Origin of the sequence: Halorubrum salsamenti (assembly GCF_007671685.1) — an archaeon.
GTDB classification, from domain to species: domain Archaea; phylum Halobacteriota; class Halobacteria; order Halobacteriales; family Haloferacaceae; genus Halorubrum; species Halorubrum salsamenti.
Window position 1 is genome coordinate 770,093 of the sequence record NZ_VCNL01000001.1, and the last position, 24,891, is coordinate 794,983.

Annotated in this window: 26 protein-coding genes; 14 read left to right on the forward strand and 12 right to left on the reverse strand. The window is 61.9% G+C overall.

The window, feature by feature from the left end:
- Positions 1-67 precede the first annotated feature (67 nt).
- Positions 68-859: a PHP domain-containing protein gene (locus FGL94_RS03780; RefSeq protein WP_144921074.1), complete on the forward strand. Its 792-nt coding sequence runs from the start codon at positions 68-70 to the stop codon at positions 857-859.
- A 52-nt stretch (positions 860-911) separates the two neighbouring features.
- Here the strand turns inward: FGL94_RS03780 and FGL94_RS03785 are convergent, their stop codons facing one another.
- From FGL94_RS03785 to FGL94_RS03795, 3 genes are all read right to left on the reverse strand, one after another.
- Positions 912-1,655, reverse strand: coding sequence for a ThuA domain-containing protein (locus FGL94_RS03785; RefSeq protein ID WP_144921076.1), 744 nt, complete (start codon positions 1,653-1,655; stop codon positions 912-914).
- 146 nt (positions 1,656-1,801) lie between these two features.
- Positions 1,802-2,350 (reverse strand): hypothetical protein, encoded by a 549-nt coding sequence (locus tag FGL94_RS03790; protein ID WP_144921078.1) that lies wholly within the window; start codon positions 2,348-2,350, stop codon positions 1,802-1,804.
- Between the two features lie 125 nt (positions 2,351-2,475).
- The gene (locus FGL94_RS03795) at positions 2,476-3,036 is read right to left on the reverse strand and encodes a thioredoxin family protein (RefSeq protein ID WP_144921080.1); all 561 of its coding nucleotides are present in this window, start codon (positions 3,034-3,036) and stop codon (positions 2,476-2,478) included.
- 109 nt (positions 3,037-3,145) lie between these two features.
- Between FGL94_RS03795 and FGL94_RS03800 the strand changes: the two genes are divergently transcribed.
- Positions 3,146-3,331 carry a hypothetical protein gene (locus tag FGL94_RS03800; RefSeq protein ID WP_144921082.1) on the forward strand — a complete coding sequence of 62 codons (186 nt, stop codon included), beginning with the start codon at positions 3,146-3,148 and terminating at the stop codon, positions 3,329-3,331.
- Positions 3,332-3,531: 200 nt separating this feature from the next.
- On the opposite strand, the gene FGL94_RS03805 is transcribed toward FGL94_RS03800, so the two are convergent.
- From FGL94_RS03805 to FGL94_RS03815, 3 genes are all read right to left on the reverse strand, one after another.
- Positions 3,532-3,930, reverse strand: coding sequence for an OsmC family protein (locus FGL94_RS03805; RefSeq protein ID WP_144921084.1), 399 nt, complete (start codon positions 3,928-3,930; stop codon positions 3,532-3,534).
- Between the two features lie 111 nt (positions 3,931-4,041).
- On the reverse strand, positions 4,042-5,439 hold the full coding sequence (locus FGL94_RS03810; protein ID WP_049908895.1) for a sugar porter family MFS transporter: 1,398 nt from the start codon (positions 5,437-5,439) through the stop codon (positions 4,042-4,044).
- A 250-nt stretch (positions 5,440-5,689) separates the two neighbouring features.
- A complete protein-coding gene (locus FGL94_RS03815; RefSeq protein ID WP_144921086.1) occupies positions 5,690-6,412 on the reverse strand; it encodes a metal-dependent hydrolase in 723 nt (240 codons plus the stop codon).
- Between the two features lie 104 nt (positions 6,413-6,516).
- On the opposite strand from FGL94_RS03815, the gene FGL94_RS03820 reads away from it, so the two are divergent.
- The 5 genes from FGL94_RS03820 to FGL94_RS03840 all read left to right on the forward strand — a co-directional run bounded on the left by FGL94_RS03820 (position 6,517) and on the right by FGL94_RS03840 (position 10,758).
- On the forward strand, positions 6,517-7,551 hold the full coding sequence (locus FGL94_RS03820; protein WP_144921088.1) for a zinc ribbon domain-containing protein: 1,035 nt from the start codon (positions 6,517-6,519) through the stop codon (positions 7,549-7,551).
- Between the two features lie 58 nt (positions 7,552-7,609).
- Positions 7,610-8,353 carry a fumarylacetoacetate hydrolase family protein gene (locus FGL94_RS03825; protein ID WP_144921090.1) on the forward strand — a complete coding sequence of 248 codons (744 nt, stop codon included), beginning with the start codon at positions 7,610-7,612 and terminating at the stop codon, positions 8,351-8,353.
- 142 nt (positions 8,354-8,495) lie between these two features.
- Positions 8,496-9,590 carry a histidinol-phosphate transaminase gene (gene hisC / locus FGL94_RS03830; protein ID WP_144921092.1) on the forward strand — a complete coding sequence of 365 codons (1,095 nt, stop codon included), beginning with the start codon at positions 8,496-8,498 and terminating at the stop codon, positions 9,588-9,590.
- Complete coding sequence (locus FGL94_RS03835; RefSeq protein WP_144921094.1) at positions 9,587-10,129, forward strand: adenylate kinase family protein; 543 nt, start codon at positions 9,587-9,589, stop codon at positions 10,127-10,129. The genes hisC and FGL94_RS03835 overlap by 4 nt, the downstream gene beginning before the upstream one ends.
- Positions 10,130-10,155: 26 nt before the next feature.
- Positions 10,156-10,758 carry a CDP-alcohol phosphatidyltransferase family protein gene (locus FGL94_RS03840; protein ID WP_144921096.1) on the forward strand — a complete coding sequence of 201 codons (603 nt, stop codon included), beginning with the start codon at positions 10,156-10,158 and terminating at the stop codon, positions 10,756-10,758.
- Positions 10,759-10,801: 43 nt separating this feature from the next.
- Here FGL94_RS03840 and FGL94_RS03845 read toward each other — a convergent pair whose 3' ends face one another.
- Entirely contained in the window at positions 10,802-11,947 is a 1,146-nt protein-coding gene (locus FGL94_RS03845) for an acyl-CoA dehydrogenase family protein (protein ID WP_144921098.1), read from the reverse strand.
- Positions 11,948-12,071: 124 nt separating this feature from the next.
- Between FGL94_RS03845 and FGL94_RS03850 the strand changes: the two genes are divergently transcribed.
- The gene (locus FGL94_RS03850; RefSeq protein ID WP_144921100.1) at positions 12,072-12,869 is read left to right on the forward strand and encodes an RIO1 family regulatory kinase/ATPase domain-containing protein; all 798 of its coding nucleotides are present in this window, start codon (positions 12,072-12,074) and stop codon (positions 12,867-12,869) included.
- A gap of 56 nt (positions 12,870-12,925) precedes the next feature.
- A complete protein-coding gene (locus FGL94_RS03855) occupies positions 12,926-13,546 on the forward strand; it encodes a replication initiation negative regulator SeqA (protein WP_144921102.1) in 621 nt (206 codons plus the stop codon).
- Between the two features lie 169 nt (positions 13,547-13,715).
- On the opposite strand, the gene FGL94_RS03865 is transcribed toward FGL94_RS03855, so the two are convergent.
- Positions 13,716-14,150 (reverse strand): PIN domain-containing protein, encoded by a 435-nt coding sequence (locus FGL94_RS03865; RefSeq protein ID WP_144921104.1) that lies wholly within the window; start codon positions 14,148-14,150, stop codon positions 13,716-13,718.
- Positions 14,151-14,402: an AbrB/MazE/SpoVT family DNA-binding domain-containing protein gene (locus tag FGL94_RS03870; protein WP_144921106.1), complete on the reverse strand. Its 252-nt coding sequence runs from the start codon at positions 14,400-14,402 to the stop codon at positions 14,151-14,153.
- 281 nt (positions 14,403-14,683) lie between these two features.
- On the opposite strand from FGL94_RS03870, the gene FGL94_RS03875 reads away from it, so the two are divergent.
- Positions 14,684-15,289, forward strand: a complete 606-nt coding sequence (locus FGL94_RS03875; protein ID WP_144921108.1) for a site-specific integrase — start codon at positions 14,684-14,686, stop codon at positions 15,287-15,289.
- 282 nt (positions 15,290-15,571) lie between these two features.
- Here FGL94_RS03875 and FGL94_RS03880 read toward each other — a convergent pair whose 3' ends face one another.
- Positions 15,572-16,369 carry a helix-turn-helix transcriptional regulator gene (locus FGL94_RS03880; protein ID WP_144921110.1) on the reverse strand — a complete coding sequence of 266 codons (798 nt, stop codon included), beginning with the start codon at positions 16,367-16,369 and terminating at the stop codon, positions 15,572-15,574.
- A 228-nt stretch (positions 16,370-16,597) separates the two neighbouring features.
- Here FGL94_RS03880 and FGL94_RS03885 point away from each other — a divergent pair, with 228 nt between their 5' ends.
- On the forward strand, positions 16,598-17,020 hold the full coding sequence (locus tag FGL94_RS03885) for an ester cyclase (protein ID WP_144921112.1): 423 nt from the start codon (positions 16,598-16,600) through the stop codon (positions 17,018-17,020).
- 264 nt (positions 17,021-17,284) lie between these two features.
- Here the strand turns inward: FGL94_RS03885 and FGL94_RS03890 are convergent, their stop codons facing one another.
- Together FGL94_RS03890 and FGL94_RS03895 are read right to left on the reverse strand one after the other, a co-directional pair.
- A complete protein-coding gene (locus FGL94_RS03890; protein WP_144921114.1) occupies positions 17,285-17,812 on the reverse strand; it encodes a hypothetical protein in 528 nt (175 codons plus the stop codon).
- Between the two features lie 292 nt (positions 17,813-18,104).
- Entirely contained in the window at positions 18,105-19,772 is a 1,668-nt protein-coding gene (locus FGL94_RS03895) for a hypothetical protein (RefSeq protein WP_144921116.1), read from the reverse strand.
- 378 nt (positions 19,773-20,150) lie between these two features.
- On the opposite strand from FGL94_RS03895, the gene FGL94_RS03900 reads away from it, so the two are divergent.
- The 3 genes from FGL94_RS03900 to FGL94_RS03910 all read left to right on the forward strand — a co-directional run bounded on the left by FGL94_RS03900 (position 20,151) and on the right by FGL94_RS03910 (position 24,818).
- The gene (locus FGL94_RS03900; protein ID WP_144921118.1) at positions 20,151-21,824 is read left to right on the forward strand and encodes a histidine kinase N-terminal 7TM domain-containing protein; all 1,674 of its coding nucleotides are present in this window, start codon (positions 20,151-20,153) and stop codon (positions 21,822-21,824) included.
- 669 nt (positions 21,825-22,493) lie between these two features.
- Positions 22,494-24,038, forward strand: coding sequence for an ATP-binding protein (locus tag FGL94_RS03905; protein WP_144921120.1), 1,545 nt, complete (start codon positions 22,494-22,496; stop codon positions 24,036-24,038).
- Positions 24,039-24,311: 273 nt separating this feature from the next.
- Positions 24,312-24,818: a hypothetical protein gene (locus FGL94_RS03910; RefSeq protein ID WP_144921122.1), complete on the forward strand. Its 507-nt coding sequence runs from the start codon at positions 24,312-24,314 to the stop codon at positions 24,816-24,818.
- Positions 24,819-24,891: the final 73 nt, after the last annotated feature.

Sequence of the window (24,891 nt, forward strand, 5' to 3'; positions counted from 1 at the left end):
AGAACGCCCGTGGGACGAACTCGCACCCGACCCGAAACTACGAGTTGGTCCGGACCGAACTCGGGGTGTGCACGACTACCACGTCCATTCGAACTACTCGGACGGCGCGTTCCTCCGCCAGATGGTGGACGCCGCCGCCGACGCGGGAGTCGACGGGGTGGGGATCGCCGACCACTGCAACGTCTCGCCCGACCCGAGCGCGGAGCGGTTCAAGCGCGTACTCGGATTCAACCTCGATCTGACCCACGAGCGGCGACGGGAGGCGATCGAGGGACTCCGCGGCGACCCCAGTGTCGAAGTCGACGTGTTCGACGCCGTGGAGATGGACTACGACCCCGACCACGAGGCGGCGATCGCGGACTTCCTCGACGAGGCCGGGTTCGACTACGCGATCGGGAGCGTCCACGACCTCGACGGCGCGAACGTCCACACGCGCTCGCACTTCGCCGACAAGCCGGCCGACGAGCGGCGGGCGCTCGTCGACCGGTACTTCGAGAAGCTGGTCGCGCTGATCGACGCCGAGCTGTTCGCGATCGCCGCGCACCCGGACCTGATCGAGCGCAACCCGCACCTCCGCGGGTTCGCGACCGAGGACCACTACGCCGCGGTCGTCGAGGCGTTCCGGGACTCGCGGACCGTCCCGGAGATCAACGCCGGGCGCCTGCTCGACGACTACGGGGAGTTCCACCCGGCGCCCGCCTTCCTCGACCGCCTCGTCGACGCCGGCCTCCGGGTGAGCGTCGGCACCGACAGCCACGAGCCGAAGGTCATCGCGCCTCGGACCGACGAGATCGAGGCCGAACTGGACCGGCGCGGGCTCGATCCCGTCCGGCCGGCCGAGATCGCGGAGGACGCCTGACTGCGCCGCAGGCGGCCGGTTCTGCGCATCCCTCGATCGGCCGACTCCCCGATCAGTGGACCGTCCGGTCGTCGTCGGTGTCGATCTCCTCGATCGGGTCGGCGTTGCCGAAGTCGGGCGTTGGACCGTCCCCCGGTTCGGCCCACGCGACCGCGTTCCGGAGCACCTGCCGCACGTCGTCGTCGTAATAAATCGGATACGTCTCGTGACCGGGGCGGAAGTAGAACACTCGCCCGTTGCCGCGGCGGTAACAGCAGCCGGAGCGGAAGACCTCTCCGCCGGCGAACCAGGAGTTGAACACGAGCGCGTCCGGCGCGGGAACGTCGAACCGCTCGCCGTACATCTCCGTCTCCTCCAGTTCGATGTACTCGCCGATCCCGTCGGCGATGGGGTGGCTCGGCTCGACGGCCCACAGCCGCTCGGTCTCGGCGGCCTCCCGCCACTTGAGCGAGCAGCTGGTGCCCATCAGCCGCTTGAAGATCTTCGAGTAGTGCGCCGAGTGGAGCACCAACAGGCCCATCCCGTCGAGGACGCGCTCGTGGACCCGGTCGACGACCTCGTCGCGCACCTCGTCGTGGGCCGCGTGGCCCCACCACGTGAGCACGTCGGTGTCGTCTAAGACCTCCTCGGTGAGCCCGTGGTCCGGTCCCTCGTCGAGGGTCGCGGTACGGACCTCGTGGCCGGCCTCGCGGAGAGCCTCCGCGATGACCGCGTGGATCCCGTCGGGGTACACGTCGGCGACCGCGTCGTTCTCCCGTTCGTGACGGTACTCGTTCCAGACCGTGACGCGTGCCATGGACACGCTCCCCGCCGTACCGACTTGTAGGATCGCATCCGGGACGAATCGGCGTCACATTCGAGACGAACCGGCATCGAATCTGGGGCGAGCCGGCGATCGAGAAAGTGTGCACCGCCTCAGAGGAGCAGGAGGCTTAGGTGTGGTTAGTCGTCGTCATCTGCCTCTTCATCCTCGTCTTCCTCGGACTCTTCCTCGCCTTCCTCATCGCCGTCATCGTCGGCTTCCTCGTCCTCTTCGCGTTCGTCGTCGCGCTCGTCGTCGCGCTCGTCGTCGTCGCCTTCCTCGACCTCGTACTCGTACTTCTCTTCGACGAGCGTCAGCGAGCCGTCGGCGACGACGTACTCGAGTTCGCCCTCCGCGTGGTCGGACTCGTACTCGACCTCGATCTCCTCGAGCGCCTCGCCGTCTTCGGTGAGCGCCGACCGGTTGACGACCGCGGTTCCGTCCGCGTCGGTAGTGACGGTGACCCCTTCGTTGCCTTCGACGGTGATCGAGGCGTTCTCCACGGGCGCACCGTCGTCGACCATCGTCACCGCGACCGTTTCGTTGTCCAGCGTCGCGTCCAGTTCCAGGTCAGACACGGACGCCGAGGACGCTCCGGCATCCGTCTGTGCGAAGCCCGTCACCGCGGCACCGCTTCCGGCGACGAGCAAGACTGCGAACACCGCGATCAGAGTTTTCGGGACTGACATTGCGCTCGGCGAAACGGCCGTGAGAAACATAAACCGGGGACGCCGTAACGCCGATTTTCGGCGAATTTCGGCGAATTAAACGGGTGAGTTAAAAACCACTGCCACCGCTCGTTCCCGCCTTCCCCTCACTCGTCGGGCCACTTGATCGAACAGCCTCGCGAGGGGCGGTCCGGGACCTCGACTTCCTCGCCCGCGAGGACGGCGTCGACGGCGTCTCGGATGTAGAACTCGGTCGGCTCGTCCTCGGGGTTGAGCGCGTCGTCGAGCCGACCGTGGTACCGGAGTCGGAACTCGTCGTCGTCGCGGCCGAACAGGAACGGGTCGGGGGTACAGACCGCGCCGTACGCGTCCGCGACCGCGGCGGTCTCGTCGCGGAGGTACGCGTCGTACGCGATCGTTCCGTCGGCGACGCGCTCGCGCATCGTCTCGAAGGAGTCGTCGGAGTACTCCTCCTCATCGTTCGGATTGATCCCCACGACGGCCAGGTCGTCGTACTTCGCCGCCAGATCGCTGAGGAGGTCGAACTTCGCCTGCGCGTACGGGCAGTGGTTGCAGGTGAACACCAGGAGCAGGGCGTCAGCGTCGAACGAGTCGAGCGTGTACGTCTCGCCGTCGGTGCCCGGTAGCTCGAACGGCGGCGCGGCGTCGCCGCGGTCGAGCTCCGAGTCGGATTCCATCGCGACCATACGCGGTTTTCCGGCGCGGTCCTCAAAACCGTTCCGCGGGGCGTCGTCATCGACGGCGGCTCACCGACCCAACTCGTGGCTTTTTGGTCTGCGACTCCATACGTCGGGTATGTCTCCCCGGGAACCGTCTTACCGGACGCTCCGGCTACTGTGCGCGAACGCGGTCGGCATGGCCGGGTTCGTGCTCGCGTTCGCGATCGCCCGGGAGTTCGCGGTCGCACTCGTCGCGGCCGTCGTCGTGGCGGCGATCGGGTACGTCGCCTCCAGCGCCGTCGTCGCGTACGCGTCGGCGTGACGGAGACGCTCTGAAATGCCACACGGAACCGGGTAGCGTGTCGGAGAGTCGACACGCTACCGGGGTCGACGTCGGGGACGACGGCCTCGGAGTCCCCGAGAGCCGACGCGACGAGGCGGTCGAGAGCGGTCCTGCGGCTCCCGAGTTCGGTTAGCCGGGCGAAAAATCGCTGCGACCGTCGAACCGCTTGCGACGCCGGCTCAGAACGCGCCGGGGTAGACGCTGATGTCGGCGTGGAGACCGTCGCGAAGCGCGCTGTGGACGTGACAGATGCCCTCGGCGCGCTCGGCGATGTCGGCCGCGGTCTCGTCGTCGAGGTCGGCCTCGACGTGTACGTCGAAGGAGATGGACTCCAGATCGTCGTCGTCGTCAAGTTCCGCGCTCGCGTCGATCTGTACCTTGCCGAGCTCCTCCTCGCCGCGCTGGCTCCCGCCGACTCGGAACGCGGGGAGGTAACAGGAGGCGTACGTCGCGACGAGCGCGGCGTTCGGGTTCGGCCCCGTCTCGTCGGTCGCGTCGATCTGCAGGTCGAACTCGCCGACCTGACTCGTGCAGGCGTAGCCCTCCTCGGAAACGGTGGATGTCTCGATGTCTGCCATAGTCGTTCTCCGGTTCGGTCTGGCGAGGATAAAGGTTATCGGCATCGGCACGTCGGCGCGATCGAGCCACGGCGCGCTTATCGCCGACGCGCTCAGTCACCGTCTACCGGCTCAGTCGTCTCCCGGAACGTCCGCCGCGCCCCCGGTCGCGCTCCGGAGGTCGGCCTCGATCGCCTCCAGCGTCCGGCCCTTGGTCTCGGGGACGGTGCGGTAGGTGAACAGCAGCGCGACGACGCTACAGACGCCGAACAGCCAGAACGTCGCCGGCGTGCCGATCCCGTCGAGCAGCACGGGGAACGACAGCGCCACGGCGAGGTTCGCGAGCCAGTTGGCGACCGTCACGATCCCCATCGCGCTCCCGCGAACGGCGAGCGGGTAGATCTCGGAGATGAGCAGCCAGAACACCGGCCCGAGCCCGATCGCGAAGAACGCGACGAACGACACGAGCGTGAGCGTCGCGAGCCAGCCGAGCCCGCCGGTCGGGTCGGCGAACTGGAAGACGAGGCCGGCGACGGTGAGCGACCCGATCATCCCCCCGGTCCCGACGAGCAGGAGGGGGCGCCGCCCGACGCGGTCGACGAGGAGGATCGCGACGACCGTCATCGCGACGTTGACGGTCCCGATGAACACCGACGCGAGGATCGACTGCGAGCTCCCGAACGCGGTCGACTCCAGTATCGTCGGCGCGTAGTACATCACGGCGTTGATCCCGGTGATCTGCTGGAAGATCGCGAGCCCGAGCCCGACGACCAGCGCCGGGCGCATCCACGGGCTGAGCAGGTCGCGGACCCCGTTCCCGGACTGCGCCTCGACGGTCGCCTCGATCTCGGAGAGCTCCGACTCGATGTCCCCGTCGCGCGTGCGGCGGAGCACCGCGCGGGCCTCGTCCGTCCGGCCCCGCTCGTAGAGCCACCGGGGGCTCTCGGGCATCCGGAGCATGCCGACCGCGAGCACGACGGCGGGGACCATCCCCGCGCCGAGCATGATCCGCCACGAGCCGGAGCCGGAGAAGGCGTAGTTGACGAAGTACGACGAGAGGATCCCCACGGTGACCATCAGCTGGTTCAGCGACGTGAGGCCGCCCCGGACCGAGGGCGGCGCGATCTCGGAGATGTACAGGGGCCCGACGATCGACGCGAAGCCGATGGCGATCCCGTCGATCATCCGCCCCGCGACGAGCACCTCGACGGTCGGCGCGACCGCCATGAGGAACGAGCCGAGGAAGAACACGACGGCCGACAACAGGATGAACCGCTTGCGGCCGATGCGATCCGAGATCTGCCCGCCGACGGCCGCGCCGGCCGCCGCCCCGACCATCGCGCCGCTGACGACGATCCCCTCCACCAGCGGCGTCAGCTCGAAGGCCGTGTCGATGAAGAGGATGGCTCCGGAGATGATCCCGGTGTCGAACCCGAACAGGAGTCCGTTGAGCGCTGCGAGCGCGGAGACGATGTAGACGAATCGTCCGCCTTCCCCGCGGATCACAGCCCGCATATCTGCGGTTGACATGGCGTACCATTCCGACGGTAACAGTCTTTTATTTAGAAGACTTCTGATTTATTATTAATTTAAATCTGTGAAGTAACTTTGTGCCCTTGGAGATCATCGGAATCTACCGCCATTCGTATAATATTTATTCACATCTAAATAGTATTCTACGATCGTGAGAAGGCGGCGACGCAGTCGCCGATCGAGAGTCCGAGTCCCGCGGCTCTCTGTCGTCGTCGCGGGAAAAAATCACTGCCGCGTGTCGGACCGACTACTCCAGCACGTACGTCTCGTCGCCCTCGAGGACGACGGGCTCGGCCGCGGCGCCGGCCGCCTTCACCTCGTTGACGAACTCCCGCGTCTCGATTTCGATCGGCCCGAACGAGTCGTAGTGCATCGGGAACACCACGTCGGCGCCCACCCAGTCGGCGGCGATGCCGGCCCCGGCGGGGCCCATCGTGAAGTGGTCGCCCGCGGGGAGCGCGGCGGCGTCCGGTTCGAGGTACGGCGCGATCACGTCGACCATCTCGGACATCAGGCCGGTGTCGCCCGCGTGGTAGAACGTCGTGCAGTCGGGGTCGGACTCCTGGGTCGGCTTCTTGTCGCCGATCACGAAGCCGGCGGGCATCCCGGCGGAAGTGCCGTAGCCGGTGTCGATCCCGTTCGAGTGGTCCGCGCGGACCATCGTCACCCACGCGTCGCCGCACTCGACGGTGCCGCCGATGTTCATCCCCATGCCGCCGACGGCGTCCTCGTGGCCGAAGTTGTCCTGGACGTACCCCGTCAGCTCCGGGGTGGCGACCACCGTCGCGTCCTCGTACCGGTCCACGTCGCCGATGTGGTCCGAGTGGCCGTGGGTCAAGAGGAGGTAGTCTGGGTCGAGTTCCTCCGGGTCGACGTCGGTCTTCGGGTTGTCGAAGAACGGATCGATCAGGAGTTCCGTGTCGTCGACGACGACGTGCCACGTGGAGTGGCCGTGCCAGGTGAGTTCCATGGTACGCGTGGTACGTCTCAGCGAGTCGTAATAAAAGTCGACGCCGCGGTCACCTCGCCCGTCGGCGAAAGCAATTAACAGCGGTGAGTGCGAATCCTCGGTGAATGCCCTCCGAGACCATCGATCCGGGCGGCCCTCCGACCGCGTGTCCGAGCTGTGGCGAGGCGGTGCCGGCCGGTGCGAGCTTCTGTCCCGACTGCGGCACCGACCTCGGCGACCCGTCCGATCCCGCGTACTGCGCCGCGTGTGGCGAGCGGTTCGACGACGACGATCGCTTCTGTTCGAACTGCGGCGCGTCGCGGTCGAGCGGCGGAGCCACCGCGACCGCGTCCGGGCGATCGAGCGGAGCGGACCGGTCCCCGCCTCCCTCGGCGTCATCCGGGGAAGAGAGCGCTCGGGCCTTTCGCCGTCGCGTTCAGGACCACCTCAACGCCGGGTGGGAGATCGAGCGAGACGACGGCGACCGCGTCCTCCTCGTCGACAGGGGGATCGGATCGGTCGGCGTCCACGTCCTCTTGTTTTTCATCACCAGCGGCATCGGGAACCTCCTGTACGGCTGGTGGCACTACTCCAAGCTGGCCGAGCGGCGCCGGCTCGTTCGAGGCGACGCGACGCCCGCCCGTCTCCCGTCGAGCGTCGACGACACGGGGCGAACGGAGACCGTCTCCGCGTACCTGTTGACCGGGGTGCTGTTGCTGATCGGCGGCTGGATCGTGGTGGTCGGGTCGACGAGCGGTTCGCCGCCCGTCGCGCTGATCGGGCTCGCGTTCTCGCTGCTCGGCCTCGGCACGGCTCCGGCGGTCCGCCGACGCCTCGACCGCCGCCACGGGATCACGACGTTCGGCCGACAGAAGACGGTGGATCACCGCGTGATTCGCCCGCCCGAGTCCGTCGACGAGCCGTGTGTCGTCTGCGGCGAGGCGTTCGACCGCGGACTCGTCAGGCGGCGGCGCGACGAGACGGTCGTCGCCGGCGTCCCGGTTCGTACCCATTCGATTCGCCGCAACCACTACTGCGTCGACTGCGCCCGGCGAGAGGTGTTCGGCGGCGGAGGCGCGGGACCGGCGTCCGACCCGCGGTCGCGGATCGACGACGATTCTGAGTTCGACGCCGAGCCCGCGGTCGAACGGGAGCGGTAGCCCCGTCCCGTTTGCCTCTCCGGGAACGCTTTTCGGGCGGCCGCCCGATCCGGGAGACATGCACCACGCACGGTTCCGCGACCCGGCCGGCTCGATCCGCGAGGGGACCTACGACCCCGAGACCGACACCGTCGCCTTCGCGGGCGACGAGTACGCGCTCGACGACCCCGCGATCGACGTGCTCCCGCCCGCGGAGCCGACGAAGATCGTCTGTATCGGCCGCAACTACGCCGACCACGCCGCCGAGCTCGACAACGAGGTGCCGGACCGACCGCTCCTCTTTTTAAAGCCGCCGAACGCGCTGGCGAGCCACGGCGGCGAGATCACGGTTCCCCCGGGGAAAGACCGGATCGACTGGGAGGCCGAGATCGCGGTCGTCATCGGCGAACAGTGCAAGGACGTCGACGCCGACGACGCGATGGACGTCGTCGCCGGCTTCACCTGCATGAACGACGTGTCGAACCGCGACGACCAGAACCGCGAGCAGAACTGGGTACGGGGCAAGGCGTTCGACGGCGCCGCGCCGCTCGGTCCGGTGATGGCGACCCCCGACGAGGTGCCGGACGACGCGAGCGTCGAGCTCCGCGTCAACGGCGAGACGAAGCAGTCGAGCGACCGCTCGTACCTCATGTTCGACGTGCCGACGCTGATCGAGGAGATCACCGCCTACCTCACGCTGGAGCCGGGCGACGTGATCTCGACCGGCACGCCCGAGGGCGTCGGCGCCCTCTCGGACGGCGACACCGTCGAGGTCGAGGTCGAGGGCGTCGGGACGCTCGAACACGACGTGCGGGTCCCCTGAGAACGCGACGGTCACGTCCTCCCGCTCTCTTCCCGCCTCCGCCCCGCCCCGCCCTTGTCCCGTGCCGCCCGGTCGCACACCGCGTTTCCGGTGAACGAGCGGTTCGGCCAGTCTTAAGAGCGCCCCGCCCGGATCCACGCGCATGCAACCACGGGATCTCTCCGATCACTCGCCGTACGTGCCGGGTCGAGGCGTCGAGGAGGTCGCCCGCGACCGCGGGCTCGACCCCGACGACCTCATCAAGCTCTCCTCGAACGAGAACCCGCACGGCCCGAGCCCGGCGGCCGTCGAGGCGCTCCGCGAGCACGCCGACCGCGTCCACCAGTACCCGAAGTCCTCGCACACCGACCTCACCGAGAGGCTGGCCGAGAAGTGGGACGTGCCGACCGAGCAGGTGTGGGTCTCGCCCGGCGCCGACGGCTCGATCGACTACCTCTCGCGGGCGGCGTTAGAGCCCGGCGACGAGGTGCTCGTCCCGGAGCCCGGCTTCGCCTACTACGCCATGTCCGCCCGCTACCACCACGGCGAGGTCTCCGAGTACGCGCTCTCTCCCGACGACGGCTTCGCGCAGGACGCCGAGACGGTGCTGACCGCCTACGGCGGCGAGCGGATCGTCTACCTCACCTCGCCGCACAACCCCTCGGGCTCGGTGATGCCGCTCGACGAGGTGCGGGCGATCGCGGACGCGACCGCGGAGGAGACGCTCGTCGTCGTCGACGAGGCGTACGGGGAGTTCGCCGAGGTCGACAGCGCGATCCCGCTGACGACCGAGCGCGACGACGTGGCGGTGCTCCGCACCTTCTCGAAGGCGTACGGCCTCGCCGGGCTCCGGATCGGGTACAGCGTCGTCCCGGAGGCGTGGGGCGAGGCGTACGCCCGGGTCAACACCCCCTTCGCGGCGAGCGAACTTGGGTGCCGGGCCGCGCTCGCGGCCCTCGACGACGAGGGGCACGTCGCGGAGTCGGTCGAGACGGCGCGCTGGGCGCGCGAGTACATCGCGGACGAGCTGGACGCCCCGACCGTCGAATCGGCCGGAAACTTCGTGCTCGCCGAGGTCGGCGACGCGGAGCGGGTCGCCGAGGCGGCCCAGGAGCGCGGCGTGATCATCCGCGACTGCACCTCCTTCGGGCTCCCGAACCACGTCCGGATCTCGACCGGCACGCGCGAGGGGACCCGCGAGGCCGTCGACCGGCTCAACGAGACGCTCGCGGACCTCGGGTTGGGTGTTCGAGCGTGAGCGGGACCGAGCGCGACGAAGCTGACTCCCCAATCCGCGTCGCCGTCACCGGCACTCCCGGGACCGGGAAGTCGACGGCGACGGCCCTCCTCGCGGACGAGTACGACGTCATCCACCTCAACGACCGCATCAAGCGGGACGACGGCCTCTGGACCGAGCGCGACGCCGACCGGGACACGCTCGTCGCCGACCTCGACGCGGTCCGCGACCGCCTCGGCGACTGGTCCGGCGTGCTCGACTCCCACCTCGCGCACCGGTTCGACGTCGACCGCGTGGTCGTCCTCCGGTGTCACCCGGAGACGGTCGAGACGCGGCTTCGCGAGCGCGGCGAACCCGCACCGACTGCCGAGGAAAACGCAGAGAGCGAGGCGCTCGACGTGATCCTCTCGGAGGCGGTCGCCGAACACGGGACCGAGAACGTCTACGAGATCGACACCACCGACCGGGACCCGGCGGCCGTGGCCGACGCGATCCGCGCGGCGATCGAGGGCGATCGCGAGCCGAGCGCGGGGACCGTCGACTTCATGGATTATATATGAGCCCGCCGCGACCGTCGGATCGATAGATGACCCTCGACCAGTACCGTTCCGTCGCCGACCGCCTGCTCGGGCCGTGGGTGCGCGCCGCGGCCAAGATCGGGCTCTCTCCGGACCAGGTGAGCGTCCTCGCGTTCGGCGTCGCGGTGGCGGCCGCCGGCGCGTTCGCGGTCGGCGAGCCCGCCTTTTATCTCGCCGGGGCGGTCTGCGTCCTGCTCAACGGCTGGCTCGACCTCGTCGACGGCGCGCTCGCGCGCCACCTCGAGGTCTCCTCCGACGGCGGCGACCTCCTCGATCACGTCCTCGACCGCTACGCCGACATCGCGGTGATCGCCGGGTTCACGGTCGGGATCGAGGCGTACGCGCTCGGCTTCGCCGCGGTGACCGGCGTGCTGATGACCTCGTACATGGGGACCCAGATTCAGGCCGTCGGCATCGGCCGCGAGTACGGCGGGCTGCTCGGGCGTGCCGACCGGCTCGCGCTGATGGGGATCGTCGGCGTCGCCGCCGCGGCGTACTCCGCGCCGATCGTCGCCGGCCTGACCGTCGTCGGGCTCCTGCTCGCGCTGTTCGCAGCCGTCGGCCACCTCACCGCCGTCCAGCGGTTCCTCGGCGCGTGGCGCGATTTATAAGGGACGGAGGCTCCGTTGAAAAACCGATATAAATGACGTCCGTCTACAGCCCGAGCTCGCGGCCCAACACGACGTGTTGGATCTCGCTCGTCCCCTCGCCGATCTCCATCAGCTTCGCGTCACGGTAGAAGCGCTGGGGCGCGAAGTCGGTCGTGTAGCCGTAGCCGCCGAGCGTCTGGACCGCCTCCTCGGCCACCTCGCGGGCGGCCTCGCTGGCGTCGAGCTTCGCCAGCGCGGATTCTCGAGTGACGGACTCGCCGGCGTCGTACGTCGTCGCCGCCTTGTGCGTGAGCAGGCGGGCGCGCTCGGTCTGGCGGTGCATGTGGACTACCTTGTCGCGGATCGCGTCGAACTTCGCGATCGGCTTGCCGAACTGCTCGCGCTCGCCGGCGTACTCCTTGGCGGCCTCGTAGGCGCCCTGCGCGAGCCCCACCGAGAGCGCCGCGATGGAGATCCGGCCGCCGTCGAGCGTCTTCATCGTCTGCGTCCACCCCTCGCCCTCCTCGCCGAGCAACCGGTCCTCCGGGATCCGCACGTCGTCCAGCGAGATCTCGCAGGTGGGCGAGCAGTTGAGCCCCATCTTGTCCCAGACCGTCGTCACCTCGAACCCGTCGTCAGCGGGATCGACGATGAACGTGGAGATGCCGTCGTAGCCCGCGTCGGGGTCGGTGACGGCCTTCACCAGCACGCTGTTGGCGACGTTCGCGTTCGTGATGAACTGCTTCGTCCCGTTCAGCACGTACTCGCCGGCGTCGGCGTCGTACTCGGCGGTCGTGTCCATGTCCGAGGCGTCGGAGCCGCTGCCGGGCTCCGTGAGCGCCCACGCGCCGAGCTCGCCGCCCTCGGCGAGCGGCCGGAGCCATTCCTCCTTCTGTTCCAGCGTCCCGAACAGCTCGATCGGCTTCGCCCCGAGGGAGGTGTGGGCGGCGTACGAGAGCCCGATTCCCCCGGAGACGCGGCCCAGCTCCTCGGTGACCAAGGCGTACATGAGCTGGTCGCCGCCGAGCCCGCCGTACTCCTCCGAGATCGGCACGCCCATCACGTCGAGGTCGTTCAGGTCGGCGAACACCTCCTCGGGGAACCGGTGGTCGTCCTCGATCTCCTGCGCGATCGGCCGGATCTCGGACTCGCAAAAGTCCCGCACGGTGTCGCGGATCATCCGGTGTTCCGCGGGCAGCTCGAAGTCCATGGGCAAGAATTGCGACGCGCTGGCATAAACGATACGAACGACCGTGATCGTTTTTCACGGGGAGACGAGGCGCTCCATTCGGTCGACGTGACCATTTATCAGTCGCGGTCGCCTCGGACCCTCCATGGAGCTCCGCCGGATCGTGCGCGGTCGCGTGGACTGGCCCGATATCGAGCGGGTCGTCCGCGAGCTGGCGGACCGGTACGACCGCGACGAGATGCGGGTGCGGTTCCTCGACGCCGACAACTGGCTGTCGACCCCGATGGTGATCGACGACGACCTGTTCGTGAAGGTGATCACCCGCCAGAACACGCTCGTCCACGCGCTGTTCACCACCGGACGCAACCTCGGCGCCTTCTCTGCGGGCACCGAGGGCTTTTTCGAACGCTACGAGACTCCCTACGAGATGGCGCGTCACGAACTGGAGGCGACGCAGAAGGTCCGCGAGATCGGCGTCAACGCCCCGGAGCCGATCGAGGCGCTGGAGGTCGGCGACCTCGGCGTCCTCGTGTTGGAGTACCTCCCCGAGTTCCGGACGCTCGACGAGCTCGACGCCGAGGACGTGGCCGCGCTCGCCCCGGCGCTGTTCGCCACGCTCCGGACGATCCACGACGCCGGGCTCGCCCACGGGGACCTCCGCGCCGAGAACGTCCTCGTGCGCGACGGCGACCTCTACGTCATCGACGCGACGAGCGTGAGCGAGGAGGGTCGCGAGTCGGCGCGGTCGTACGACCTCGCGAGCGCGCTCGCCGCGCTGGAACCCCTGATCGGCGCACCCGACGCCGTCGACGCCGCGCTCGACAGCTACTCGACCGACGAGATCCTGGCCGCTCGGCAGTTCCTCGACTTCGTCGCGATCCGGCCCGACCACGAGTTCGACGCCGCCGGACTCACCGGCGAACTGGAGAAGCGGGCGGCGTAGGGTGGCGGAGGGGCGAGGAGAGACGGCCTCACCTCGAATACTCTGGGCTCAAAATCATGGACATCAAGATCGGCAAGTCCACCGACATCGACAACACTCTCCGCCAGTACAGCCGGGGCAACCGCGACATCGAACTGCTCGACATGTGGACACCGACCCCCGACAAGACCCTCTCTACCGCCGAGCACGGCGTCCACGAGGTCGCCGAGCAGTACGCGTACGATAAGCAGAGCGAGAAGTTCGTCTTCCTCCAAGGCGCGTATCAGGACTTCGCGGAGACGATCAACAAGCTCCTGCAGAACACCACCCGAGAGGAACTCGCCGAAGAACCGGCGTCGAGCGACTCCACCGCGATCGACGACTACACCGGAACCACGCCCTCCGTGCTCAAGCTCTTCGGCGAGAGCTACGACGTGGACACCTGGGCGGACACGCTCACCACGGCGGTGACGCAGATCCTTCGCAACGTCGACGACCACGAGCCGATCACGGAGATCGAGGGCCGCAAGCGGAGCTACTTCGTGACGGAGGGCCGGCAGTCGGAGCTGGTAAAGCCGCGGAAGATCCCGGACACCGATCTGTATCTCGAAACCAACTTCTCCGCAAATACGGTTGTACGGCTCATCGAGCAGGTGATGGAGAAATACGGGTGCGATAGGGTCGAACTGGAGATATAGTCCTCATACCCGACATACGGCGGGTCGCAGTAGAACACGGTGTCCTCGCTGTCGTACTTCGCGAAGACCTCGAATTAGGCGCGTTCCGAACGGTGTTCCGGATGGTCGAACCGTCGGAACACTCGTCCGGTGTGTGAAGGAGGTTCGCGGAACGCGGGCCGCGTCCCGGTCACTCCGATTGATACGGGTTGGTTTCGACGTCGAGGCGGTAGACGTCCTCGGCGGCGTCGAAGTCGTCGTCGAACGCGTAGAGGTACCCGAGTCCCTCCGCTTGCATGTACGCGACGATACAGGCGTCGACGAACGAGAACCGTTCGTGCTGCCGGAAGAGGGCTTTCGCCGTCGCGAACGCGTCCGTCGTCAGGGAGTCGACATGGAATCGTGTGTTCTCCTCCACCCGGTCGAGGAAGTCGACGGCGGCGTCGTGGCCCGCGTGCGTCGTCAGGCCGTTGAGCGTTTCCGCGAGCACGTAATCGAGGATCACCGCTTCCGGGAGGTCGGCGGTGTCGATCCCCCTGAGGATCGGGAGCGCGTCATCGTGTGCGCTATCGCGGCGGTACGCCGCCGCGAAGAGAACCGTCGTGTCGACGAGCGCGCGGGGCATCTACTCGGTGTCGACGCCCCAAGCGTCGTGTTCGCTCTCGACGGTGGTCTGCTGGTCGCCGTCGTATCCGTCGAAGTCGCTGAACGTTCCGCTGCGCTGTTGGACGACCCGCACGCGGAGCGTGCCGTCGTCCTCGATCTGCCAGCGGAGTTTGTCGCCGTCGTCGATCTCCAGTTCTCGGCGGATGTGGGCGGGGATGTTCGCCTGGTTCCCCGAGACCTTACTCTCGGAATCAACGCTATCGCTACTCATACGCGGGAGTACGGGGACACGACCAATAAATATAGTGTGTCATCACACTACTGTTCGAAATTGGGAGTTCGCGTTCAGCGGGCCGTCTGTGTCCGAAGCCTTCGAATCAGAGCTGTTCGGGAACTGACTCGGAATGGTCGACCCCGACGAGAGAGTACCGCTTCGTTCCCTTGTCCCACTCGACCTTGACCAAGTCAACGAACCCCCCGAATTCGCTCCGATCGCGGTGAGGAACTCGTCGGTTCTGCCGTACTAAGTGCTACCTTCTTTTGGAAGTTCACATGCACTTAGAGGCGACCGGCAAGGGGGACCAGTACAAGTGTTGGCTCACGGATGATGAGATCGAGGAACTCCGGCGCGCTGCGGGAGGCCACCGCGACGACCTCGTGATACAGCTCAGTGGGTTCGTCGGGCTCCGCGCGTTCGAGATCCCGCAGGTCGCACCGAAACACGTGAAGCGGGCTCCCGACGGTGACCACTTCCGGCTCCGCGTGCCAGAGGGGAAAGACACGACCGGGAGCGGCGGGAAACCTCGCGACGCCTACCTCCCGCGGGAGGTCGAGGGCTATATCCATCGGTACGTGCGCTCGGAGGACGTCGGGCGCCACGATCCGATCGTCGACCTCTCCGAGAGCGGGATCCGGGCGGTGGTCAAACGCACGGCCGAACGCGCGGCCGACGCGACCGGCGACGAGGACTTTCTCCACGTGTCGAGCCACGATCTCCGGCGCCGATTCGCGCAGCGGCTCCTCGTCGATAAGCAGGTGAACCCGCGCGTGGTCATGCAGGTCGGCGGGTGGGATTCCTTCCAGGCGATCGAGCCCTACCTGAACGCGCCGACACCCGAGGTTGTGAACGACGCCTTCGAGGAGGCGGGGTTCGCGTAAAATTCGAATCTTTAGAATCCTCGGCAACGGCTCTGTTGAAATCCTCAACGGGTGACACATTCTGATCCGGATGCGGTCAATACAGGAGATCCACCTACCGATGTATATCACCGATCTACCCACATTCCATCAGAAGCCACGTGCGAGATACAGAAGATGTATGCAGCAGAAAAGTAACTACAGACGAGGTAAGAACGGTCAGCTGTACCACTTAAACCGACAGAACCACCGCTCTCAATTTACGACGATTATCGCTCGGCCTGTTGGAACAAAACGGGGTATCTATATCGTGAACAGATCCGGGGTTAACGGTCTTGCCGCATCCACATACTCCTCGTAAAACGATTCCGCCCACGATACGACACGGGGATTTTCGGATTCGAGGAGTCCCTTCGGCACCACCTCATTTCCGTCCTCGTCTTCTCCGCATAACCAGATTAGCGCAATATCGTCGATGAGATGCATGTTTATTGGTACGTGGCCGTCGTAGACCCACACTTGGTCGGCAATCACTGACCAAGGATCGGCCCGCTCTCTGTCGTTTCGGAGGACGTCAAGGAAACTCTCTTCGATAACAGCCTCGAATTCGAGGCTATCTGCCTTGACTTGATCACCGATCGCGCGCATGTACTGCGGTAGTGAATTCTGGGTTAGCCCTCGGTACACGTTCGCGTCTCTGATTCGATCCAGCCCCTGATCGAACGCAGCAGTTGGATTCTCTTGGGTTGGCAACGTGATCCGGGCGTCTTTGAAATGGCAATAATCGATGGTTTGGACTGGTTCTGGGAGCCACTCAACTGCCTTCCCGAGATGCTGAACGCCCTTTGTGGCCTCAATTGACCGAGATATCTCCGTGATCATGGCCTCTCCGCTCCCTGTAATCCAGTATTCGCTCCCGGTTGAGCCAACCCACCCACGTGTTTCAGCTTCTTCAAGAACTCGCGCTGCTGAGGATCGGGGGACCCCTGTCTCCTCTTGCAACTGACGTCGAGAGGCGGACCCATGGGTGAGCGCACTCAAAACGCGAATGCGGTTCTCCGAACTTGCCAGGAATCGGATGTCCTCCAATGCGCCCTCCATGATAAACAGTAACACAGATAGCAGCAAAAAACCACCGAGAAACCGCCGAGGTACCAATAGCGGATGCGTGGTCTGTCTTTTGAACTGAGCGGCTCCCATATCGAGGCCATGGCGAGTAACAAAACAATCGGAGGTGTGGGGGAGAAACTATCAGTTCCCAGACTATGGGAAGATTCCTACGAAGTAAGGCTTTGTAATGCCGGTCTCAATTCTCACCGGGGTACACCGATGGCACAAGCTACGACGGAGTCCGAACAACTCGTGAAAGCGTATGTGGAAGCATGGAATGAAAAGGATTACTCGGCGATACCAGAACTCGTATCGGAATCTGTCGTTGTTCAGAATCCAACGGCACCTGGAGGTTCCGTCCATGGCCGTGACGAACTGGAGGCGTTCATGCGCGGGGTAGTGGCTGGCTTCCCCGATTTCCACGTATCAATTATCGATCTCTTGGCCGACGATAATCGAGTGATGTACGAAGCGAAGCTGACGATGACCCACGAGGGCGAATTCGAGGGTATCCCGCCTACGGGACACGAAGTCGAGATTCAGGAGATGGCTCACTGCTACGTCGCAAACGGTAGGATACAAGAGTATCGGGTTTACTTTGACCAGCAAGAGGTCTTCGAACAGCTCGGATTATCGGAATGAGGCCCGCTCTCCGCTGTTACATATACCCTTTATTTTACCACTGTTTCAGATTTTAGCCAGTGAACTGATAAGACATCGGGACCATGTTGACTAAGCGAATGTTGTGACCGGTGGGTTCAGGTCGATACTCCGTGCAAGACGCGCACTGCATTCAGCATCGCCCAGGAGATCTCCTCAGTTTCTGTCAGTAGTGAGGTGCGAGATACAGAGACCTGTATACAGCACGCGGTTCCTGTCCGACCGAAGAGAGTTCAACAGAGGCGGTTATTTTGCTTTCTCTCGACACGTGGAGACAAACTCTTCAACAATGGCTTTGAATTCGTCTACATCACCATCTGATCCGATTGTTTCGAACTGTACAGTTGTCGTGTCCGGTGAAACTCCCTTGAGTGACTGAAATGCCCTTTCAAATTCGTAGTAGTCTTCCTCGTCCCACTCGACTACACTAAAATCCGGAGCGTTATCCATTATCATTCTGGCCGGCCAGATCTTCAGGTCCCCGTTCACATTCGCTGTAAACACACTAGGGTTGTTCTGGTAATCGCCGAGGTGAGCATCCACCCGGACTTGGAAATTTGCGTTTTTTGCCTCTCCGATGGAAACGTCATCGCCGATCTCCTTCGCAAATTCGTATAATTCGATGAAGGCTTCCGCAGTCTTTGTGGAGATGTCTCCATGACTCTGTTTACGATCGATATCTGCGAATAGTTCCGATTCGGACTCGACGAATGCTGGACCTCTTCGAGACACAGTTTTTGCAATTCGTGTTGCCCTACATAAGTAGCTGCCCACTCTACTGAAATCTTCATAGACTGTACTAACCGATCACTACTCTTCGGGATCGAGCTTCAGCCCGTGCCATATGCGCGTTGTATCTCGCAAGACTATCGAAATACCTACCCAAATTGGTAGAACTCTCGGTGCTCAATACGCACTCTTCAGCGACTGGCTATTTCAGGTGAGAATGTATCTGAAGAAGGGGATTTCAACAGAGCCAAAATAACTGTAGTCACGCCACTCCAGCGGAATACGTTGTTGAACTTCTCAACCGGAGAACCTACCGCCTATGGACCCGCTCGTGACGTCACTCCCCTGCCGACGAATCAGCAGGGGAAGGTTCGATTATCTTTTGCAACATCCACACCAGTAAGATGCCAGCGACGATGAGATACACGACAAGTGGGAGCGAACGGAGAGATTCCACTGCGAACAGCGAGACAGCAAGGATTCCGGTCGCGTAGATCAAGTCGAGATAATGCGCCATCCCCTGCCGACGCTCGCTGTACACAATGAATTCGGGGAGATAGGTGAGGCTGACGAGGAGCAGCGGGAATCCGAGTATCAACCAGGGTGACTGCTGGGTAAAAAGGGTAAACACGATACTAAAGGATACGAACTGGATTCCGAACGCAGCGAGGATGGCCCGTCCCTCGCCCCGAAGTGGTTGCGGTGAGTGACGATAGCCAGCACGAACCGACCAGACGACGATTCCGACCAGGACGGGCCAGACAACACCAAATCCGATCCATCCTATCAACGGACCGCCGTTGACGGTCAGCCAGGCCACCAGTCCCAATCCCAATAAGAGAGCGTTCCCGGGCAAGAACAAGCCGGGAGGCCGCGTCACCGACGGCACAGGAGGCGAACTGGACTCATTCTGCCAGTGGGCCTGCCAGAACGTGACGTATGCAGGCAGCCGTTGGAGTTGCCGGAACCAGTACAGTAGGCTGTAGACAACGTACGTCATCAGACTCATAATAACTCCCACACCAACCCACAGACGCCCTACGAGGCCGCCTATCCGTGAAAAGAACTGGTCACCCAATACATCGGGAATTGCGACAAATCCAAGCCAGGTATCAAAAAACAATTTCCCGATATATGCGAAAATAAAGATGCTAAAGACTAGGGTGAGCCCGCTGACCAGCATACCTAGAATACAAGGCCATAACAGAACCATTCCCTTCCGATTCTGGAAAGAGTCCATGACATTGTCGGCGATTCTGAAGTCGATGTCGCTACCGACAGTGTCGGCGACCGAACCGGGCAGCCGACCGCTGAGTGGGTTATAGTTCCCGAGAACGGCCACAACAACAAGTCCTTCTGGTATCGGTGACAGAAGCCCAACAGCGGCCAGTGTTATACCAAGAAAAACGGCCGGAGTCACGTAGAGCGCGCCGACTAAACTCTCGTTGAGTGCGACGTACAAGTGGCGACGACGACGCGGGAGTTTCTCAATCTTCTCAACTTCCTCATGTAATGGCCTGGTACTAAACAGATCGAACGTCTTGAAAATGTCACCTGACGTGTCGAACAGACTCTCATCCCTGAGCAGGTGTATATAGCCACTAAAAATGACTGTACTGACCACGAAACCGGCGAGAAAGGCTGCCATTATGTTCCCATCGTCTTGGGGGAGGTAGACAAACGGGCCCCCATCTGGAACGCTCCCAGTTATCCGACCGATGAGGAGTCCGAAATAGAGTGTCGCGACCGCAGTGAGTGCTCGAAAAACCTGTGCCTCGACGATGTCGCCGAATTTTCCGATGTACAATTCTGGGGTGTAGGCGTATACGAGATATCCGAAGAACACGTACGTAAGAATGGCACCGACGACGGCATTCCCGCCGCCGAGCGCCTGGTAGCCGATAAATAGACTAGAGCCGAGATCGAATAGATCACCGGCGCTGGCTAGAAGGTTGGCCGCGGACTGGGACGCCAAGATGCTCACACCAGCGAACAGTCCAGCCATCGCTCGACGAGATCGCTTTCGCACCCCTTCGATAAGCCATATCACCGCGACCATGATATGTTATTTGTTACCACTTCTATTCAATATGTTCTATATGACACAGGACAGGTTTCAGCTGATCCTAGCCAAATTAGTTAAAAGAACAACATGGTAAGCACCAATCCCGCCCTGACCGCAGTAGCTACACTCTCTATACTCACCAGAGGCTCTGTATCAGTTGCCGAGGCTCTGTTGAAATCCTCTTCTTCAGATAGATTCTCACCTGAAACAGCCGGTCAATGAGAGCTGCCTATTGACTGTGAGCAGGTCAAATTGACCAATGTCGGAGTATATTTCCAAACAGTTATTTTGAATGCCTGATGACTACTGTGTATCTGAATGCTTGAGCCACTTCTTATCGGTCACATCATAATTTTCGCGCTATCTGCGATTGCCTGTGTGGCGGCAATTCCTCAAGCACGGAAGATCCAGCATCCGGGGACACGAGAGGGGTTCGTTGTCTTCCTCGGTTCCGTCGCTCTGTGGTCTGGTGGGTATCTCGGTTACCTACTCGCACCGACGCATTCGGGGAAACTTGCGTTCTATATACTGGGATTTGTGTTTGCGTTCGTTGCTGTCGGGTCGTGGCTCTACTTTTGTGCTGCCTATACCGGCCGTCCACCGAGACAGGCTCCGTTCCGGAATCTCATCCTCGGGACATTCCTCTTTTTCACCGCACTCAAGGTCACGAATCCACTTCACAATCTCTATTTTACGACCGAATGGGTCACTGAGCCATTTCCTCATCTCGTTATCCACCACGAACTGCTCTACTGGATCGTCTTAGGACTCTCATATGCCGCCATCGCTGTTGGGTTCTTCGTCCTTATGGAGCGATTCTATCATACCGGTAGTGACAGTCGCCCGCTCGTCGTTCTCGTTGGCCTTTCAGGACTGCCAGCTGTTGCAACGATCATTGGCGGTCAAGTTGACTGGCTGCTCCCGTTAATGTATGAGCCGCCTGGCGTCGCGCTCTTCGCCGTTGGAACACTCTTCTTCTACAGACAGCGGTTTGAGGGGATCCGACTCACCGGAGAGTCAGACAAGCCGGCGATCTTCCTCGATCAGGAGAACTGTATTCGGGATTATAACCAAGCAGCTCGCAGACTCTTTCCGGCACTTGAGGAATCGTTTGGCAAACCGCTCGATACTGTGAATCCAGCACTTGCCGATCATCTCACAAAACAAGATGTGCTGGCGATTATGCGAGACGACGGTACACGGTACTATGACGTCTCAAGCACGCCATTCTTAGCTGGTGAGGTGATGACCGGCCAGTTAGTGACAGTTATCGACGTAACAGAGCGCGAGTCGTATCGCCAGCGGCTCGAAGAGAAAACCGATCAGCTCGAAGCCCTGAACCGCGTGGTTCGGCACGACATCCGGAACGATATGACCGTTATTTTCGGATGGGCCAAGATCCTCGAAGATCATATCGATGAAGACGGGGAAGATGCTCTGAACCGAGTGTTACAGAAGTCCCAGCACGTAATCCAAATCACAGAGGTCGCACGTGATTTCATTGAATCTCTTTCAGACGATGGAACTGCTGAATTGGAAGAAGTCAAACTCAAGCCGCTTCTGGACGCAGAACTCGCTGCAGTACGAGATTCGTTCCCGAGCGCTCAGTTTCAGGTAGCGGGTGAGCTCTCTGACGTGTCGGTACAGGCAAACGAGATGCTCTCATCGCTCTTTCGGAATATCCTCGAAAATGCGGTCCGACACAACGACAAAGAAACCCCTGAGATCACTGTTACCTGTGAAGAGGATCCTGAGAAAGTTCGTTGCCGGATTGCAGATAATGGACCTGGCATTCCCGACAACCAGAAAGAACAGATCTTCGGGAAGGGAGAAAAGGGCTTAGACAGTCCCGGATCTGGGATTGGTCTGTATCTCGTCTATCTCTTAACCGACCAATTCGGTGGCGACGTGTGGATCGAAGACAACAATCCTAACGGTTCAGTCTTCGTCGTCGAACTACCGATTCGTACGCCTCCGAATAAGGCGTCTTAGTGATATCCGTGCTGAGATTCGTTGCTAAAATTAGAGAACATCTGAGTTACTACGATTACGGCACCTGAACTCATTCTGTATGTCTCGTAGTATCCTCTTGACTGGAAACAATTTATTCAGTGGAATGATCGGTACGTGAGTCCCCTGTATTTAGCAATCAGTACGTATCAATCTCTGAGTATTTCGACAGAGCCCCGCGTTCTTATTCCCCAAGGGCACGGGCGATAGCTCCCACGATAACGAGTATCCCACCGAGAATGAACGTTCCCGGAATTGGGAGGACGAATACGATCACGCCCACAATCAGGATTAGTGATGATTTACGCATGAGGTTCCATTTCATTCTCCCGGTGGTTAACCATTGGGCCTGTTCCAGAGAGGTACTCAAAGACGGTTTCCGGAAACCTCGACTCGATAGGGAATTGTGGCTCTGTTGAAATCCTATTATTCAGACACATTATCGGCTGAAACACCCGGTCGATGAGAACCGCGTATTGAGCGTCGAGGATTCTACCAGCTCAAGGAGGTGTCCCGATATTCGTGCGAGATACAACGCGCGTATCTTGCACCTGAACTCTTTTCGGCGATGTACACCCGAATTTACGAGGAGATAGTGCGAGCTGATTGGGCCACACAACTTTCATACGAGTTGACTAGGTGTGTTCCGATATGGAGTCCGTCGCGTATCGAGACCAAATCTACGAGATATTTGCCGATCCGAACACCGAATTTGAGACTCAAATTAAGCAGGCACTCACTACGGGTACTGAATTTCTCGACCTCTCTGTGGGCTTTTTCACGCGTATTATTGACGGTACGCAGAAAATCCTTCACGCGACCGGAGATCACCCGTTGATCCAGCCCGGCGAGAGCTGTCCGCTCAACAAAGCGTACTGTCGTCGAACCATCGAAATCGATAGCCAACTCGCCATCGAAGACGCTCATGCGTCCCCAGAGATCTCCGACACCGCTATTGAGACGTTTGATTTAGGCGCGTACATCGGCGCAAAAGTCATCGTCGATGGTGAGGTGTATGGGACGGCGTGCTTTGCCGATACGGAGCCACGCGACGATCCCTTCGTTGACGCAGAGCGGTTCTTCGTTGAACTGGTCGCGCGACTCGGCGGGCAAGCCATCGAGCGACGACGATACGAACGAGAACTCACACAGCGCGAAGAACGGTTGAACGAACAGCGAGAGATATACCGAGCCGTCATCGACGCCAATTTCGACTCCGTCTTTCGCTTCGATACCGACGGAATGTTCACGTATGCCTCTGAAGGCGTCCGGGACCTGTTGGGCTATTCGCCGGCGGAACTGATCGGTCAACCGATAACGATCACCCATCCGGACGCACAGACCAGCGAGCGGGCGTTGAAAAATCGCTCACAGATACTGAGCGGGGAGCCGGCCGAAGCCCAAGATCTGCCACTAAAAACGAAATCGGGTGACATCGTCTACACGGATATTCGCGGTGTCCCAGTCTACGACGGGGGCGTGCCCGAGTCGGAACGCTCAGAGGACGACATCGTCGGGATACAGCTACTGATCCGTGATGCAACGGGACGTCGTCAGCGCGAAGGACTCATCAGCGTGATCAACCGAGTGCTCCGGCACAACGTACGAAACGAGATGACTGTGATCCGAGGGTGGGCCGATATGCTTGCCGAAGACATGGACGGAGAGCAGGCTACCAAAGCGACAGTTATCAGGGCAGCTGCGACGCGGTTGCTTGACCTGACAGAATCCGCACAGCAAATAGAGGAAAACCGCGATATTTCGCCCGAGTTGGAACCGACGGACATCATGCCGCTGGTCGATCGTATCGTCACTGAGTGTGAAACACGGTATGCGGATGTCTCAATAACTGTTGACGCGCCGGACAAAGCGATCGCGGAGACGCTTCCACGCGTCGAAGTGGCGTTATTTGAACTTGTGGACAACGCCGCGAAGCATGGGGGGAGTCCTGCATCTATCGAAATTGATGTGCATGTGTCCGATCTGCAGGTAATCTGTCAAATACGCGATGACGGACCGGGACTTCCGAATACAGAACGGGGTGTCTTAGAGACAGGCGAAGAGACACCACTCGTCCACGGACAGGGGCTTGGACTGTGGCTGTGTTATTGGATCATCACAACGTTAGATGGGAAGATCGAAGTCACAGAATTCGATCGAGGGACAACAATCGAGGTTCATCTGCCGACACCATAACGGGAGTAGAGAGAACAAGAACAGCTTAGACAACTTTTAAGATCGTTATTGAGCAATTCACATACCATTCCATAGAGTCGGGCGAACGCTGCGGTGGATGAGTCCAACTGACCCGCTCATACCGTCGTTTGGCTCTGTTGAAATCTTCAGGTCTGACACGACACCTCTGCTGAATAGAGAGCGCGAGTCGGTCGTGAGTGAGTGGTGTCAGTCGGGGTGATCTGTCGTCACACCTTTATGACCGAGAAACCGCAAGAATTCTCCGATCAGAGTATGACCGACTATCTCGGTCTGTCTCGGCGAGATGTAGGGGCTGGCCTCGCTGCCGGTGGGTCGGCGTTCCTCGCTGCCGTTCTGGTTAACCTCTGGAACTTCGTTCAGACGTTCAGGGCCCGAGGGTTCGACTCCGTGAGCCTAGCGGAGTATCGCACGGGAGTGGGTGAGATCATCTTCCTCGGGATGATCGTCACACCGGTCGTCGCGCTCCTCGTAACGGCCGTCGTTTGGCGTGTGATGATGCCAGATGAACCAGACCCGCGCTACGGTGCCGTTGCAGGTATCGTTTCAGCGATCGGGTCGCTCTTCATATACGCAGTTTTGCTGGGCATTATGCTCTCTCTGAGTCAGAGTTCCGCTGGCGGACTCGGTGGTGGGGTCTCCGAATTCCTGTTCCTTACTGCTCTAATCGCTCTATTCGGGAGTGTGATTGTTCTCTCTGTTATCGCCCCAATAGGGGCTACTGTGGGATACGGATACGAATGGTACTTGACCAGACGGTAGAACTACCCATTTGCGGACAATTCCCGATCGTTCCGTTTTCGCCGTGCTGTACGTCGCTTAACGACTCGACCGG